17 protein-coding genes are annotated in these 16,733 nt (G+C 35.1%); 5 read left to right on the top strand and 12 right to left on the bottom strand.

Features of this window, described 5'->3' with window-relative positions; translation table 11 throughout:
* Window positions 1–487 precede the first annotated feature (487 nt).
* A complete protein-coding gene (locus ACQQ6V_RS14265; RefSeq protein WP_002981164.1) occupies window positions 488–664 on the top strand; it encodes a BF3379 family histone-like protein in 177 nt (58 codons plus the stop codon).
* A gap of 296 nt (window positions 665–960) precedes the next feature.
* On the opposite strand, the gene ACQQ6V_RS14260 is transcribed toward ACQQ6V_RS14265, so the two are convergent.
* The 9 genes from ACQQ6V_RS14260 to ACQQ6V_RS14220 form a co-directional block, all read right to left on the bottom strand.
* The gene (locus ACQQ6V_RS14260; protein WP_123870295.1) at window positions 961–1,794 is read right to left on the bottom strand and encodes a DUF8464 domain-containing protein; all 834 of its coding nucleotides are present in this window, start codon (window positions 1,792–1,794) and stop codon (window positions 961–963) included.
* A gap of 418 nt (window positions 1,795–2,212) precedes the next feature.
* Window positions 2,213–3,310 (bottom strand): hypothetical protein, encoded by a 1,098-nt coding sequence (locus tag ACQQ6V_RS14255; RefSeq protein ID WP_448846143.1) that lies wholly within the window; start codon window positions 3,308–3,310, stop codon window positions 2,213–2,215.
* Window positions 3,311–3,369: 59 nt separating this feature from the next.
* A complete protein-coding gene (locus tag ACQQ6V_RS14250; protein ID WP_123870293.1) occupies window positions 3,370–3,591 on the bottom strand; it encodes a hypothetical protein in 222 nt (73 codons plus the stop codon).
* A 39-nt stretch (window positions 3,592–3,630) separates the two neighbouring features.
* Window positions 3,631–4,266: a helix-turn-helix domain-containing protein gene (locus ACQQ6V_RS14245; protein WP_448846142.1), complete on the bottom strand. Its 636-nt coding sequence runs from the start codon at window positions 4,264–4,266 to the stop codon at window positions 3,631–3,633.
* Window positions 4,267–4,269: 3 nt separating this feature from the next.
* A complete protein-coding gene (locus ACQQ6V_RS14240) occupies window positions 4,270–4,521 on the bottom strand; it encodes a DUF3853 family protein (protein ID WP_123870291.1) in 252 nt (83 codons plus the stop codon).
* Window positions 4,518–5,072, bottom strand: a complete 555-nt coding sequence (locus ACQQ6V_RS14235) for a hypothetical protein (RefSeq protein WP_123870290.1) — start codon at window positions 5,070–5,072, stop codon at window positions 4,518–4,520. The genes ACQQ6V_RS14240 and ACQQ6V_RS14235 overlap by 4 nt, the downstream gene beginning before the upstream one ends.
* A gap of 16 nt (window positions 5,073–5,088) precedes the next feature.
* Window positions 5,089–5,352 carry a helix-turn-helix domain-containing protein gene (locus ACQQ6V_RS14230; RefSeq protein WP_123870289.1) on the bottom strand — a complete coding sequence of 88 codons (264 nt, stop codon included), beginning with the start codon at window positions 5,350–5,352 and terminating at the stop codon, window positions 5,089–5,091.
* Window positions 5,353–5,953: 601 nt separating this feature from the next.
* A complete protein-coding gene (locus tag ACQQ6V_RS14225) occupies window positions 5,954–6,799 on the bottom strand; it encodes an RteC domain-containing protein (RefSeq protein ID WP_187477699.1) in 846 nt (281 codons plus the stop codon).
* A 51-nt stretch (window positions 6,800–6,850) separates the two neighbouring features.
* Window positions 6,851–8,509, bottom strand: coding sequence for a helix-turn-helix domain-containing protein (locus ACQQ6V_RS14220; RefSeq protein ID WP_123870287.1), 1,659 nt, complete (start codon window positions 8,507–8,509; stop codon window positions 6,851–6,853).
* A 310-nt stretch (window positions 8,510–8,819) separates the two neighbouring features.
* On the opposite strand from ACQQ6V_RS14220, the gene ACQQ6V_RS14215 reads away from it, so the two are divergent.
* The 4 genes from ACQQ6V_RS14215 (at window position 8,820) to ACQQ6V_RS14200 (ending at window position 10,304) form a co-directional block, all read left to right on the top strand.
* On the top strand, window positions 8,820–9,068 hold the full coding sequence (locus ACQQ6V_RS14215) for a hypothetical protein (protein WP_123870286.1): 249 nt from the start codon (window positions 8,820–8,822) through the stop codon (window positions 9,066–9,068).
* A gap of 37 nt (window positions 9,069–9,105) precedes the next feature.
* Entirely contained in the window at window positions 9,106–9,270 is a 165-nt protein-coding gene (locus ACQQ6V_RS14210; RefSeq protein ID WP_164466435.1) for a hypothetical protein, read from the top strand.
* Window positions 9,271–9,281: 11 nt separating this feature from the next.
* Window positions 9,282–9,710 (top strand): MauE/DoxX family redox-associated membrane protein, encoded by a 429-nt coding sequence (locus ACQQ6V_RS14205; protein ID WP_123870285.1) that lies wholly within the window; start codon window positions 9,282–9,284, stop codon window positions 9,708–9,710.
* Between the two features lie 279 nt (window positions 9,711–9,989).
* Window positions 9,990–10,304, top strand: a complete 315-nt coding sequence (locus ACQQ6V_RS14200; RefSeq protein WP_448846141.1) for a hypothetical protein — start codon at window positions 9,990–9,992, stop codon at window positions 10,302–10,304.
* A 52-nt stretch (window positions 10,305–10,356) separates the two neighbouring features.
* Here ACQQ6V_RS14200 and ACQQ6V_RS14195 read toward each other — a convergent pair whose 3' ends face one another.
* The 3 genes from ACQQ6V_RS14195 to ACQQ6V_RS14185 all read right to left on the bottom strand — a co-directional run bounded on the left by ACQQ6V_RS14195 (window position 10,357) and on the right by ACQQ6V_RS14185 (window position 16,256).
* Window positions 10,357–11,706, bottom strand: a complete 1,350-nt coding sequence (locus tag ACQQ6V_RS14195) for a RagB/SusD family nutrient uptake outer membrane protein (protein WP_448846140.1) — start codon at window positions 11,704–11,706, stop codon at window positions 10,357–10,359.
* 11 nt (window positions 11,707–11,717) lie between these two features.
* On the bottom strand, window positions 11,718–14,882 hold the full coding sequence (locus ACQQ6V_RS14190; RefSeq protein ID WP_448846139.1) for a SusC/RagA family TonB-linked outer membrane protein: 3,165 nt from the start codon (window positions 14,880–14,882) through the stop codon (window positions 11,718–11,720).
* 72 nt (window positions 14,883–14,954) lie between these two features.
* Window positions 14,955–16,256, bottom strand: coding sequence for a TlpA family protein disulfide reductase (locus ACQQ6V_RS14185; RefSeq protein WP_123870281.1), 1,302 nt, complete (start codon window positions 16,254–16,256; stop codon window positions 14,955–14,957).
* Window positions 16,257–16,733 lie beyond the last annotated feature (477 nt).

Raw genomic sequence — 16,733 nt, 5'->3', positions numbered from 1 at the left:
GAACGTCTTGAGTTGAATTGATTCGTATAACTGAGGTTCCGGCTTTTTCTTTGCCGATGATTATAGGAAAGCATCAGGCACACAAAACCCGATTCACTTCCCGTAGTGGATTACAGTGTTGAATCGGGCTTGAAATCTTTTTGTCCGAAGGATTTAGGAGTGTCTGGAAAAATTATTGGAGCATAGTGGAAAGAATTTTTGTAGAAACCCAAAAAGATTTTTTTGAGTGAATGATGCTGTCCTACATTTGCAATAGTAAAAAGCACAAACCACAGTGATGAATTGGTTCAATGACGTTTTTGTCAACGGAAAACAAAGGAAAATCCATTAAAAAAATCCGTTTTTTACAGTCTCATTTTTCTAAAATGAAATTCAAGTCGTTTAATCATTTATGATTCTATAAAAATTTACAAATAGGCTTAAAAGTGCTTATAGAAAGGAATAAAAATTTATATTTGCGGACTTATTAAATATATAAACATACCTTATGAAAGAACTTATCGAAAAAATCAACGCAGAATTTGAGGCGTTCACTACAGAAGCAAACCAACAAGTTGAAAAAGGAAACAAAGCAGCCGGAACTAGAGCAAGAAAATCTGCTTTGGAACTGAGTAAATTATTTAAAGACTTTAGAAAAATCTCTGTTGAAGAATCTAAGAAATAATTGATAAAAAATAAATCCCAGCTTTTCAGTTGGGATTTGTTTTTACTACTTGGAATCTCCGGGTTTGTGCGTATGCGGCTTCAAATCCGGATGCTTCGGTTGGTTTGGTGGAGTTACCCGAGGTCTTCTATCGGGCGTTCCATCTTCTTTTTTAGGTTTTGGACCTGGCTTAATAGCCTTAACTGTTTCCATAAAAGTATTTTTTTTTGTTAAACAGTTTTAAAGGTCATCATTAATATTCTAATTGCATTACGGAAAACCGTATCGAAAATATTTCTTTTTTGATTAAACAATCTCTATTTTCGTTCGCAATACCATTTATTCAAATCTTCAAAACCGTTGTAAATCAAAGAACAGTCTTCCACATTCTTATATTGATTTTCGATTTTCGTTTTGACAGATTTTCCGTTGGAATCATTATCTAAAAACAATGAGATTTTATCATACTTCTTCAATTCGTTTTCAATTTTAAAAAGCATTGACGTAGAGTTGAGAATAAGATAATCTGTGCTTTGTTCTTTTTCCATATTTCTGTAAGTCAGGTAATCGAAAAAGCCTTCAAAGATTGCAATTTCATCAAAGTTGTTTTGAGTTTTTATCAATGTAACATCTTTCTTACCCAAACAGATTTTAGAATATTTGTTTCGTATTTCAAAACCACCAGAGTCGTTTAAAAAGCCTATTCCAAAATACTTTTTGCCATTCATTTTGTAATGAACCTCTTTGACCAAATCCTTTTGCTCATAAACTCTACGTGATGTTAAATACTGAACTAATGCAAAGTGCCTAATTTCACTCGTTTTTAAGATTTCGTATTCCACTTCTTGATTAGACTCCACTTTCTGAATATCATTCCGGAGAAAAAAGTCAAACTTTGCCAAGTATTTCAAAGCATCAGAAACAGAACATTGATTAATTTGCTGCACAATTGAAATCACATCATAACTTTTGCCGGTCCCGAAATCAAATGCCTTATTTTTTACAAAATCAACAGATAAACTTGGTGTCCTCTCCTCTCTGTCAATTGCAAAGTAAAAAGCTGTTCTTCGGTTTTCTTTGGATGGAAATAAGTTGAACGACTCCAAAACTGTTCTGATTCCTATTTTTTGTTTTATTTCTTCGCAATTCATTTTTTTTCTTTTTAAAGCAAATTTTTCATCTTCATTTTCCTTTTAGATAAAAAAAACCTTTTATCATCTTTTAATATACTTTTAGTAAATCGCTATATCGTCTTACCACAAAGGATTTCAAGTATTTTTCGAATGAGTGCAATTCCGAATTTAAAATGAGTACAATTCCGAAATCGAAATGAGCGCAATTCCGAGAAAACCCACATTTTGGAATGAGTGCAATTCCGAAATGCCTTTTTTAATTGCTTATAAATTCTCGCAGTTCTTCACGATTTTATGATTAGCTATCACTTTTAGTGGTATTTAATATTTTGGAATGAGCGCAATTCCGAAAACAATAACTGAAAATTTCATATTTTAAGATTTTTTTAACTTCAGCTACCGCAATTCCGAAATCAGAATGAGCGCAATTCCGAATTCACAGTATTATCGGATAACCATTGGGAATTAATTTTCCAGTTCTACTCTCCTGATATATTTCTATAACAAGCTTCTGAATTTCCTGTAAAAAGGCTATCCCCCGAAATGTGACAGACTGTATTTTTTTTAATCTGCAGATTTTAATGAACCTAGTAAAAGCTTTCTCTATTAATATTCGGGTTTGGGGAATATTTCTGTATTGATGAAAGAATTGATTCATTTCATTTTCCTGTAAGCCAAATCTTTTCCGGAAATAGCTTAATCTTTTAGTGATTTTAGGTGTTTTTTTTGAGTTTTCGGACATTAAAACATCTGAACTCATTTTGGTTTTGTAAGGAAATATAAAGATAGAATCCCCTTTGTACTGGTAGTTGAAAGACAAACTATTATATTTATCCAAGCTGATTCTTGCAAGTTTTAGAAACTTAAAACAGAAATCATTGGCTGTTTTATAGTTAAGTCCAAATTTTTTGTTCAATGTCGATAACTTTAGAACTGTTCCACTTTCAGGTATTTTTGAAAGCCAGATGGCAAAAATAATATGCTTATTGTTTCTTACACTGTAAACCAAATTATATAAAATGTAGTTGTATTCAGGAATGACTAACAGCTGCTTAAGCCAATAACTGCTGACTAAAAATGTAGTATAACCTCGTTTGTCATAACTGGGTGCAGAAATCAATCCACCGAAAGTTTTAATTTCTTTCTCTTTCGAGTTCAAAGATTTATACCAACCCATTTTGAATCGTGCAAGAAACTCATATGCATCAACGACCTGTTGTGTTGAACCACTTGGTGAAATTTTACTGTTTCTTATTCTAATGGAAGCAAAAATATTGTTATCCGTTTCAAACTCTTCATCAAAAAGCGATAGTTGCTTAGGTCGGTCTTCCGGACGAAACTGTTCATTGCTGATAATTGAAATAATATTGAAAATAACACGTAACGCATTAATTGGAATATCCGCAGCTTCGTTATCATCGAAAATAAAATCATCAACAAAACGATTTCCAACCCGTATTCTTTCCTGAACGATTTCATTCTTGATTTCAAATTTGTTACGGATTAATCGAAAATCCTTATCTGGATTAGCCATTCTATTGTTTAAGATATTTTATGATTTAATCTAACTATATTTCAAATTGACTGGCAGGACTAAATCAATTTAATTTTTTCACTTTTAAGCGTTTTCGAGCCATCAGCTAAGCTGTAATATTTAAAAATATTAACTTCTTCTCCTTTAAAAACTCTTTTGTCAGCTTTACCCAAATTGAAAATTCGCACTTTTTGGATGCCTTTATATTCTGCAAGCATACCATTGATACAAACCTTTTGTCCAGGTTTTAAATCGGATATTGTAACTTCTTTTTTACTCATTACTTTTTGAAATTTGATTTAATGATTATTAATTCTGAGTTAGGGGTGCTTTATATTTGGAATGTCTTTTAGTGAAATTGGATTGTCTACATTTGAATTATTCATATAAGGCAGTGCACTTTTTAGTGTTGCTTTCCAATTACTGATTGGACGATTAAATGCATTTTTCCATCCTTTATCTACCCAGCTTTTATATTTTTTTTCAATGGAAAAATCCAATTGAGATTCGTAGCTTTCCAATGCCTTTGCATAACTCATAAATTCCTGCAAAGAAGGGATTATGCTACTTTCATTGGCTACGTCTTCAATTATCGGAGAAATTTCTAAAGATGCCGCTTCTAGGAGATTTTCAGTGTCAGTGCCTTTTTTTTCTTCTTTTGTTTCCGGTTCAGTCTGAAAAGAATAGTCTAATAGCAAACGGTAGTAACAAGGAAGCCCATTGCTGGTCTGAAATTGTATTAATCCTCTATTTTTGAGCTTCTCTTTTGAAGATTTGATGGTAACTCTGGTCAAGCCCAACTCTTTTGCTAATTCTACATCAGAGATTTTAAAATCATAGCGGTCCTTTTCATAACCAATTTTAAGCAGATACAAATACACAGCAATCTCAGTAGGACTTATTTTGGCAATCCGATTAAAGTCCCAAAACCGTTGTATTAATTCTAGGTAATACATCTCTTACTTCTGCGCAAAAAGCTTCAAAGCCTTTTCCTTATCAATGATGATTATATTGCCCTTTTGAATAATCGCCTTATCCAAAATTCCCGAAGATTTTATTTCAGAAGCTTTTGAAATTGAGCATCCAAGAATTTTAGCTAACCCTTTTAGCCCGTATTCGTATTTCTGTTCTGCTACCACATTCTTTAATATTTCTAAGAATTCTCCAACAGTCAAATCGCAGATTGGGGTTTTAAGATTAATCACTTTCATAGATTCTGGTTTTGATTAATGTTTTTGATTTTAGAAATCCAATTTCTTGCAGCTGATTTCCAGCATTTCATTGGATTACTATTTGTCAATCTCCAATCCTTAGATTGATACAATGAATAAAATTGGTACGCTTCTTCAGATACTACATCCCGTTCATTGAAATACATTTCAATCTCATAAAGCATCGGTATTGAAAAATTAATTTTTTCCTCTTGTAGGTTTTTTTCTTCCAAGCTTATTTCATTTTTGTTCTTATCTACAGTTTCAAAATCAATAATTTCAATCGAGCTTCCTTCGTAAGAATTGTAGCTCGGCGAATAATTAATAAATCCGGCATTATGTATCTCATTAATACATTTATGGTAGGTCGCAAAAGATTTAATTTTACTTAGCTTCATTAATTCTTCGCGACAGATACGAAAGGGATTTTGAAATTTGTTCGAACTCCACAATTGGAAAAGCGAAACATATAAGCTGATATGTGAAGGATACATCCGGCTGTCCTGAATAAAAGAGCCAAAGAAACTGATGATATTTTTAGATTGCTTCATAACTGTTGACTATCAATTAATGTTTGAAATCTTTCAATAGTTTCTCAATATCCTTGTAATTGTAATACAACGTCCCTCCAATTTTACTATAAGATAGTGTACCATTAATTCTTAGGTTTTGTAATGTGCCTGAAGAGATATTAAGCATCTTCTTGACCTCAGAGGTGCGAAGCCACAATTTTTGTTCTGTAGTATTACCTTGTAATAGTTCTTTGATAGCTTCCAGCAATTCAATTTTAAATTGCTGAAGATCCTCCTTGGTGATAATAGATATTGCCATTTGTCAATTATTTTGTTTGACAAAATTTCAAAATCACGCTTAATATCTTTCGGTAGTTTCTCGGTACTACCGAAAGATTCTCTTATACATCCTTTGAGTATGGAGTTTTAGATCAATGGTTAATGGTGATTAAACTGTTTTTTTTTGAAATTGTGAAAAAAACATACAATGCATTGCGATAAGCAACACTTTTATTAGATTATCATTCAATATTTATATAAATTTTTTATTTCTTGCCATTAAGACTATAGTTTTCACAACATTTTTAAGAATTATCTTGATCGAATTCAAATTAGCTTGAAAAACTTTTAACTACAGTCTTAATAGCAATCTCGTTGGTAATGTTGTGTATAAAGCTGCTTTATTAGTAAATCGCAAAGAAGATCTTTCGGTAGCTCATCGATACTACCGAAAGATTTACAATTACAATTCCTGTAAAACACTATTTTCATAGGTCAATCGTTAGAATTATAAACGATAATAGCTCTGAAGCGACAGACCGTCGATATTAAAACAGCTTAAGGTGTTATATGTTATTACTGGTAAAAATAGAATATGATCCTATTTGAAATTGGAGAATTTTGTGTAGAAACTAGTTCTCCTACAGGTCTAAGTCATCCAAATACTGATTAAAATTATGCTGAAGCAATGACAAAAATTTTGTTCTATCCGTTTTTCTTAACCGTATTTCACTGAATGTTTTGTGATAATTCCCTAGACCAATATTTAGTGAATTTTCTGCCCAGCGGAATATTTCCGCAAGATCTGAATGACCTCCATTAAAGCACTTCGTTTGATGAACTGCATACAACAACTCAATAAGGGCAACTTTCGGAGCCGTCCATTCCAGATTCTTAATATGGTTAATAGAGTTTTCTCTACTCTCTTTTGAATCAATTTTATTTGTTAAATATTGTTCTAAAAGATCATTTGCTATAATTTGGGATACAATATGGTCGTGAGATGTGGAAAATTCCTCATCATAACTGTACAGTTCCGGACTGAGCTTCAACTTAAAATCAAATTTGAACCGAACGAAATATTTTTTGTCAAGATATGTCGATTTACGACGATAATAACTGATGAAGTCCCTTTGCTCATTATAGAAATATAAAAGATTGGATCTCTCGTTTTCATAATACGATCTTAACGCTTGCGAATCTGCGTAGGGTTTTGAGGCTTCAATGGCTAAAACTTTGGAATAGTAGATATATACTGCTACGAACTGTGGTTTGGTGTTTTTAAAGAAATATATTTCATTACTCCAGTCCGGAAACTGATATTGGCGCAATAGGTCTTTCAATTGTCTTATAGAAGCGTCTGTTTCCATCAGAATTTCTTCTGTGCGAATCACAATATCATTCTCACTTCTGTTGATTTGATCTACTGCTGTTGAAAGATCTTTCCAAAGTTGATCAACTTTTTTTTTAAAATTTTGTCCGTTCATACGTTTTTCAATTTATTGTTAACGTAAAAATCGGGCTAAAAAATAAAAAAGTCAGGTCTTCTTTAATTCTTCCTGTCTCATTCTGATAAAATCTCTAGGCCTGATACTGTTGATCTCAAGAAAGTGTGCTGAGAAGATCTGCCTGTTCGCCATCCCGCATATTTTGGCGAGTGTTTCAATTTTATAACTAAGATATTTAGTATCCTCTACAAGCAAATTGGTGATATATCTGATTCTTAAAGCTTTAAGATATGTTGGAAATGTTACATCAAAGTGTACATTGAGTACATATGATAAATGGGTGCGGTTGCTTCCAATCATTTTGCCAACAATTTCAAGTGTTAAATTCGGCTGAAGAAATTGTTTTTCGTCTTCAAAAATCTTTAGATTTGTTTTGATGTCTTCGATAATTTCTGAACTGTATAAGTCTAAATTGTCTTCATCAGATGAAGCGGGTGGTATGACGTCGAAACTAATGGTTTCTTTTGAGCTATTTAATTTTTCAAGCACTTCCTGATACCTGGCATTCAATTCTTTTTCTCTTTTCCTGAACCTCCAAATTAAAAAAAACAATATTACCAGTCCCGCACCAATGAAAGAATATAAAATAACTTGATGACCTCTGATCATCTGCTTCTTCTCTTCTATTAAATTGTCTGTATCATACTCGCTATAAATTTTGTCCGTGAGCATCACAAAGTCAGCATTAATAATGGAGTCAGCCTTTAACAACTTTTCAGAGTAGTACATCTTCCGTTCAGAATTCCTATTTTTTTTAGCATCATCAATCAGATACAGATAAGTTGATCTGATCTCAGGGGTAATAAACCAAAATTTATTGACCAGCGAATCAACTTTATTAAAATATTTTAACGATTCAGCTCTGTTTCCCTTTGATCTATATAGTTTCCCTATATAAAAATAGACGCTCGTCAATGAAGCGTAATCCTGATTACTGCTTAGAATATCTTGAGACACTTTAAAGTGCTTCAATGCTTCATCTGCTCTTCCCTTTCTAAGTAACTGCACTCCCCTTCCTTTCTGGAAGTACCCAAACTCAATCACTTGCTCGCTGTTGTTATGAAGTTTTTCTAGCCCAATATTTATGAGGGAGTCTTCCTTATTATATAATTTTAGATTTCTATAACAAGTGCTTAAGCGATAAATACTGTTATAATAACCTGATTCATTATTGAACCTGATGTTCCTATCTAAACTCTCTTTGGCATTTTTTTCAAAAAAATCAGCTGTCTCTTCAAAATGTACGGCTGCATATTTATAGTATCCCAAATAGCTTTTGATCATTCCCAAATGATAGATGATCTTATTCTTAAGGTAACCATCTTTTGAATTTTTTGAATATTTGAATGCTATTAAATATTCTTTTAAAGCTTTTTTATATTGTCTTAGATTATAGTAATAAATAATTCCTTTTCCTGCGTAGGCTCTTGCGATCTGATCCTGGTCGTTTAATTTTGATGCAGAGGTAATGGCACTGTCAGCGTAAGATAATTTCCTGCCGGTTTCTTTGCTGTAGTAGATAGCTTCTTCGTAACCTCGGATCTGTTTTTTAAGGTTATGGTCATTTTTTGCTTTGTCAATGTACATTTTTACAAAAACCATTGCTCTTTCGTCATTCTCTGAGTATGAATCTATCAATCGGGAGATCTCCTTGTAAGATTGTTGCTGTATCTCTTGACCTTGTGTCATAAGCACAAACAAAGTAAACAACATTGGTAAAATTCTACTACAATAATACATTATGATAAGATATTTGCAAATTTAATGAAAAACTCGCAATTAAGAGCCCGTTCAATATTTCAAATGATAACAAAAAAACTGATTTTCAATACATTACAATCATTTTTTTGTTGGTAGAATTGATCAATAATTACATTGAATGTATCAATTGATGCAACAATAGTTTTTTTTAATTCCCTAACCCTCCTAATTTCGACATCAGAATTCTAATCAATATCAACAACCGGCCGGGATAACTTTTAAAACCATTATAAAAAAAATGAAAAAGTATATCTCACTTTTAAGTCTAACAGCTGCATTCTTAATGCAGTCTTGTGAAAGAACCGATTCTGTCTCTGAAATAACAGAACAGAAACAACAAAGCATTGAAATTCCAAACAATAAAGAATCTTCAAAGAATGCAGACGGATCCTCAGAAACAAATGGCTCCAATAATTTTAAGACGGGTGATGACGATGAGCCTAAAAAAGATAAGCAGCACTGGAGGATAGTGCAGGATACGATCTGATAAATATGACCTCTACTAAACTGAACAGTTTCAAAAAATGGAAAATCAGAAAGTGATCTTAAGCACCGGAAAGAAATGTACCGAAAGTGGAGAATGGGAGATTGAAGGAAGAATAAGCACTGTAGTTTACGTTTCAAAAGGCGAAGTAATGCCCACCTACTGCGGGAAAAACGTAAAATGGATTTTAGTTAGAAAAGGATAAAAACTAATATTATGAAAACTTTTAAAACAGGAATAATAGAATTCATCAGCTACTTTTTTATACTGCTGTTTTGTTATGCAGCAATGGGTAAACTAATGGATTTTGATGAATTTCAAACTCGGATTTCAGAATCTCCTTTGTTGAATAGGTTTTCGCAGTTCCTTCCCTACACCATAATCATTGCTGAGTTTTTCATTGCAGGATTATTATGCTATCGAAAAACAAGAAATATAGGACTGATTGGTAGTCTTATTTTGATGCTCGTCTTCACAGGATATATAGCTTTAATAATAAGTACAAGCGATAATCTTCCTTGTTCCTGTGGAGGAATTTTGGAGAAAATGAGCTGGCATCAGCATCTGTATTTTAATATAGGTTGTGTTATTCTTTCTGTTATTGCTTTAGGTTTAAATCTAAGATACAGCAGGCCTGCTGAGTAAGTGTGTTACCGTAATTGTTTATGGATGTTTATGATTGGAATTTGTTATTAATGTTTAACCTTAAAATTAGACGGCCGAAAGCTGTTTAACAATCAAAACTTCTAAAATGAATTTATTAACAACAATTTGTTTGGGAATATGTAGAATGGGATATTTTGGTACGACAAGATTTGTTAATCTATGGGTATAATTAATTTTTCAACCTACTCTTCGTACTTCTCAGACAGGTTTCTAAAGTTTTTAAGGTAATCTTTTTTGATGTATAAAAAGACCATAACAATGAAAATTAATCAATTTTTGAAAATCAATGCGGTAGCTATTGCAGCTATTATGTTTACAGGCGCTCTGATGTCTTTTAAAATCGTTGAAAAAAAGGCAGCTGACAAACAATTCTATTACAATAGTACAAATACTTCAGAAGGTGCATTCTCAAATGTAAATAATTGGGTGGAAGGGACAAGCCCATCTTGTCTTGAATCAGGAAATAGACCTTGTTCGATGATTGTTCCAGAAGGAAGTGATTTGGAGGATGTAATTAGTGGTTTGACCAACGACCAAGTTCTTGCTATTCATCCGACAGAAAGAAGACCATAGTAACTTTCTCTAAAAAAGTAGGGTTGACAATAATTTGTCAACCCTATTATTTTTATCTTGGATTCTGAGGCATTCCCGTAAGAGTAATAATTTCTTCAGGAATTGCTATTGCATATCGCAGATCATTGGGCGGTAAAGTATAGGTTTGTCCGTTAATCGTTCTGATCAATGTAATATTTGCCCCATCACGATTATACCTTTTCAAATCAGACCATCTTACCCCTCGAATCAAAAGCTCTTTTCTTCTTTCCTTTAAAATCATATTCAAAGCATCTGTCTGTGAATTGGCTGTTATCGGAACATAAGTTCCTGTTTTCCATCTTTTGGAAAGCAGGTTATTAAGATAACTCATACCTTCCTGAATCTTATTCAGCCTAACATTACATTCGGCAGCCATCAAATAAAGTTCATCAGTTGCCACGCTTATCATAGGTCCATTTACATTGTTGTAATACCCTTTGAATAAAAATTCATTATCTGCATTCTTACTAAAAAACACGGTTTTACGCAAATCATTGTTATCATACATCTGGTAAATATGATCAGGAATCTTTGCAGGAATCAGATGATATTCGTATTTCATAGCCGCCCACAAAAGCACCTCATTATTTAGTGGTTCAATAGGATATTCAGTATTGGGATTCAGAGTATTAAAATCCAAAAGGTCATTATTGATGTTTAGCGCCTGCTGAGTATTATAAAGCGCATTGTCATAATCCCCCATAAAAAGATAAGTGCGAGCCAACAAACCGTAAGCAGCGGCTCTCGATATGCGCATCCCTGAAATCTGCTTTGGTAAAAGCAGCGGTATTGCAGTTTGCAGGTCACTGATGATCTGATCATAGGTCTGCTTGACAGTTGAGCGTACCGATGGAGTATTCATATCAGGATCAAGCCTTAGTGGAAGTCCCAGATCTGTTCCTGCGGTTTGAGGATTATAAGCCTTACACCATATCTGAGCTGCATCCAGATATCGGAAAGCACGAAGTGCCAACGCTTGACCTCTAACATTATCTGCCTGCTCACCTGTAAAGTTTTTATCCTGCATATTGAACAATACCGCATTGCAGATATAAATGCTTCTGTAACAGGTAGACCAATCGTTCCCAGAAGAAACAGGACGGGCAACATTGTCCGGCATCCAAGTGTAAATACGTTTATATGCTTCAAAGGTTAAACCGTTGTAATCAGCATCTGTAAGATAGTAATCGTCAGAACTTCCTTCACCACTAGATGCAAAGTCTGTATTAAGAAAACCATAATTATTGAGAAGCATTTGATTGTCTTCCAATCTGTCGGGAGTTGCCAGCTTCAGGTCAGACTTTTCGTCTAAAAAATCACTGCATCCAAATGAGATTAGGATTAGCGATAACGATATTAAAAGTATTTTAGTTTTTTTCATTTCTGTCCATTTTAAAATTTAGCTTTTAATCCTAAGGTAAAGGTCATAGGAGGTTTTAAGATATTATTTCCCAAATTGAAATCAGGGTCGATTCCACTTTTGCTCTCTTGCCAGAGTATTCCAAGATTGCTGACATTGGTATAAAGTTGAAGACTTTTGAGCGGCAAACTACGCCATTGCCTTTTGCTGACCTCATATCCGAGATTGATGTACTGCAAACGGATGTGGTCACCTTTTTCAATGAGCGCAGCAGAACCTGCGTAGAACGCGTCCCTGTTTGAATTTGTCTGATAAAGGTTGGAAGGAACATTGGTGAAAGCTTCATCACCCGGTTTCTGCCATCTTTGATCGTAATCGCTGTGACCGTTCCATTCTCTGAATAAGCTCGTGTAGTTAATGGATGGTTTTCTGAAATAATAACCTAGCTTATAAGTAATTCCTACATCAAGGCTTAGTTGTTTATAAGCAAAAGTATTGGTGAAAGAGCCATAAACAGTAGGTACAGCAGAACCGAAATACTGCAGGTCTTTGACATCACCACCCATTATATTGGTGTAATCCTTACTGACTTCTCCATTCAGATAACCTCTTGGGTCGCCAGTCTGGGGATCAAGCCCTGCCCATTGGTAACCAAAAATCGAATAGACAGGCAATCCTTCAATTCCTGAAATCGGAACAGAAGCAAGTACGAAGTTCCTTGCTATGGTACTGCTCGGATAATATTTTGTCACTTTATCTTTGTAGGTACTGAAGTTAAGAGTGGTCAACCATCTGAAGGGTTTATTGATATTGATGGTCTTGAGTTCCACATCCACACCTTTTCCTTCTATTCCTGCCACATTCCATACAAGACTGCTTATTCCAATGGTATAGTCCAACGGAACCTGTCCGAAAAGATTTTCTCCTTTCTTCTGGAAATACTCCACTGAACCTGAGATTCTATTGTTTTTGGTTACAAAATCCAATCCTGCATTGATCATTCTGACCGTTTCCCACCGAAGTTGGGGATTGTAGTAATTGTCAAATCTCGCCATCTGCTCCTGCGTGTAGGTGGAAACACCGAGTAATGCCATTGTTGTTACGGCAACCATTGCAGGATTGATATTTCCGTTGAAACCATAAGAACCTCTCAGTTTCAGATTAGGAAGCCAGCTGACTGAATAGAATTTTTCATTGCCTACATTCCAAGATAGACCTGCTGACCAGAAAGGATTCCATTGGTCATTGGTTTTCAAACCGAATAGGTTGCTTGCATCACGGCGGGCACTTCCTGAAATGGTATATCGGTTATCAAACGTGTAGGCTGCATTGGCATAGACCGATACAAAACGATTGGTCGATTCTCTCAAAGAATTCAGATTATCGATGAATGCTGTACCTCCTGCAATGATTGGGAATCTCTTGCTGAGGTCTACCATTCCAAAAGAAAGATTGTTGGGGTCGTAACCATAATATCGGTTATTGCTCGACTGTGAATTGGAATCTCTCACCTCGCTTCCCAAAATGGCTGAAACTTGATGTTTACCAAAGCTTCTGTTGAAATTGAGTTGTCCTCTGAAATTGTTTATCAACAATTGCGAATTAGTCTTATCCACTATCGCTCCTTTAGGTACATTGTAGGTCAGACTACCATCAGAATTGATGACTGTGAACCTGTTCACATAATCCCTCACAAAGTAACTTCCCTCATCATACATTGTATTGGAGAGTCCAGTAGTTCTCTGATACTGATATTTTACATCAACATCTAACCCTTTTAGTAGTTTATAGTTCAATCCTGCGTTGAGAATGATCTCCGAGCTTTTGCTTTTGGTAGTATTGTGCTCCCAATCAGTAAGCGGATAATAGTTCCAGTCCAGTAATTTTCCGTTGCCTAATGCTAACTTATAACCTTGCTCATACGATTTTGAAACCGCCAACGGATTCCCGAATGCATCTGCCATTTCCATATAGGGAACCGAATTGGTTTTCAAAATAATGCTTCCAAAAGCACTGCGACCGCTTTGCATTGCTGAGTGCGTGAAAAAGATTCCTGTGTTCAAAGTCAGGTTTTTCAGTGGTTGCCAGGTATTCTGGAAGCGAAGGTTCACACGTTCGTATTTTTCTCCGAGGTTTCCTATATTGTCATCATACCCTAAAGATGAAGTCCAAGAAAATTGAGGAGCTCCGCCCGCCATACTCAGTGAATACTGTCTGTTCTCCAAAGGCTGATACATATATTTTCTGTATTGGTCACGGGAATCAATCGTCTTCAGGCGTTCTATTTCGTTTCTTACATATTCGGATGAAAGCAGTCCTTTCTTTTCTTTATTCAAAAGGTCAACCACAGGAGACAATACGGGGTGGCTGGTAGAATTGATATCGGTGTTGTAAAAATTCTTCTTGAATAGTTCCTGTTCCACATCAATGAAGTCTGCACTGGACATTGTTTTCAGATAATTGAAATCCGGTTTTGGACTGGTCATTAAGTAGGTATTGAAATTGACCGTCACAGGCTGATTGTACTTTGCTGTTTTGGTGGTGATGACAATTACACCGTTGGCGGCTCTTGCTCCCCAGATGCTCGAAGCGGCGGCATCTTTGAGAACGGTAATGCTTTCAACAATGTTGGGGTCAATATTGCTGATATCACCATCGTAGGGAAAGTTATCAACCACAATCAAAGGCGATTTAGGTCCCTGAATCGTACTCAGACCTCTGACCATAATTTGTGATCCGCCTTGAGATGTCCCTTTGTTGATGACGATTCCATTAGCTGTGGCAGCTAAACGGTCAAGGATATTGGTGGAAACCTGTGTATTTAAGGCTGAATTACTCACCGATGAAAAAGAACCAGTGGAACGTTCTTTAGGGATTTTCTGATAACCTGTTGTAAGTACTACCTCATCAATTTGGGCTACCTTTTCAGAGAGATTGATTTTTAAGGGTTCTTTTAAAGGAAGCTCCAAAACAATGATCTGTTCTTCATAACCTCTTCCAAGTATCACAAGATTAATCTTTTTGTCATTGGTGGTAAGACTGAAGTTTCCATATCTGTCCGTAGTCGTAACCATTTTTGAGTTTTGAATGGCGATGGTTGCGCCTGATACGGGTAAGCGGGTTGTTTCGTCGATAACGCTTCCCGTGAACATCTGCTGTGCCATTATTGGCACACAATAGCATAGGACGGGAAGCACTAATAATTTCTTCATAGTCTGATATAGTTTTGCATTAATGTAAATTCAATGATTGTTCATGCGTGGGAATGTTTATTTCCGCGAGTCTTTGATGACCATCATCAAAACCTGACGCTCTTGAGGTATCAGGTCAAGGTCGTATTTCTGAAGCTCTTTTTTTAAGGTGGCAATATCTTTGACTCCCGAAACCTCCAGGTCTACATTCCCTGTGTATCCTGTCTCATCGATAAACAATTCCTTGATGGGAATCTCGCCGTTGAGCATATTGACCATATTTTTAAGAGGTACATTTTTAAGGATGGATGGGGTTTGTGGAAATGTGGAGCGTTTTTCTCCTCCTTTGGTTGCCAGTTTGTCTTTCGTGCTTGTTCTTACTAATACAAAACATTGTACAGGTCTTTTCTCAAGGGTCACGGTATAGCCGGAATAACGATTCAAATCTTCAAGCATATAATTGTATAGAGAATCAGACTTTTGTTCTGGGATAATGAATTCGTAATTATAAAGGTTTGCTCCATCATTTGAGCCGTCTGCTTTTTCTATCGACATTAATTGTTTAGGTTCCTTGACATCGATAATTATCCTTTTTTCCGTGAAAGATATTTTATCTTGCTGTTTGATAAGCTCGTATCCTATAGGATAATATATATCCCATAATGACAGATTGGTAAACTGTCTTCCGTGAATTTTGCCTGATGCTGTTTTGCGATACGTTCCTCCTGCACCAATATCAGGGATTTGTCCTTTGGCAAAAAATGAATAATTGAGGAGTTCGACATTTCTTTGACGGTCGTAATCTTCTGAAAGCATCAATGGTCTTGCTCTGTCCATTTGGATAATGGTCTGCAAAGACGACTTATCACCGTTCAAAACTTCAGTGATAGTCTGTTCAGTAAGCTGTCCTGCATCGGTGGAGTTGAATAGTTTTCCATCTTTTATCCAAATGATGAATGGAACACCTGCGTGTGGGAATAGTTCGTGAAGCTTTTTGTCTTCATACGTAGACGTCATACTTTTGTACTTCTTTCCATTGGATGAAGAGAAGAATTTATCCAAAGCAGCTTTATCCTGACTGCTTACAGGAAGTATTTTTACTTTGTTTCCAAACTTTTGCTGTAAGGCTTCAATTTTAGGGAGGCTCATCAGACAGCCACTGCACCAAGTCGTCCAAAAATCAATCAGTATTAATTTGTTCTTTTCCTCTGAAAGATTGATGGTTTTCTGAGGATGGTTGACAACCTGTAAAGGTGTTGTCCAAAAACTTTCAGGAAGGGAATCTCCAATTTTAAGAGACTTGTTCTGGGCAAAGGATGTGGTTGCCACCACAAGTGTAAAAGTAAGGGACATAGATCCCCTGCAAAAAATATTTTTCATATTTTTGAATAGGTTTTTAATGATTATTAATGACTCTTATGCTCTTTCCTGTGGTCTGCAAACTGAGGAAAGGGCTTTTTCTTTTTCTAAGGGTTGCTGTAAATTATCTGTGTCTTATATCTGTTTTAGTTGTTGCTTGAAATGATATGCTTGAGTGGAGGCATCCGTGGTGGTGGAAAACCTCCTACCCAAACAATCATAAAAAATTAATATGAATGAAAATTGTGTTTCGTTAAAGCCTGTTAAGCCGCAATGAGTTGTACACCTCATTGTAAAATGTCATAAGTGAGAAATATATTTTACCACAAATAAAAACAGCTCTCCCATTTAGCAATGTACTTTTGTATTAAATTCCCTTCGTTCTGAAAAATAATTTGGAAAATTAAAAGAAAGCAAGTACTTTTAAAGTGTGAGTTTAAAGTGTAGTCTGGCTTCCTCTAACTATTAAGGGAATTTCGGAGTGTGTCGGATATATAT

The organism is Chryseobacterium electrogenes, assembly GCF_053553015.1.
The sequence above is the reverse complement of the archived record's forward strand: the minus strand, read 5'-3'. Positions and strand labels throughout refer to the sequence as shown.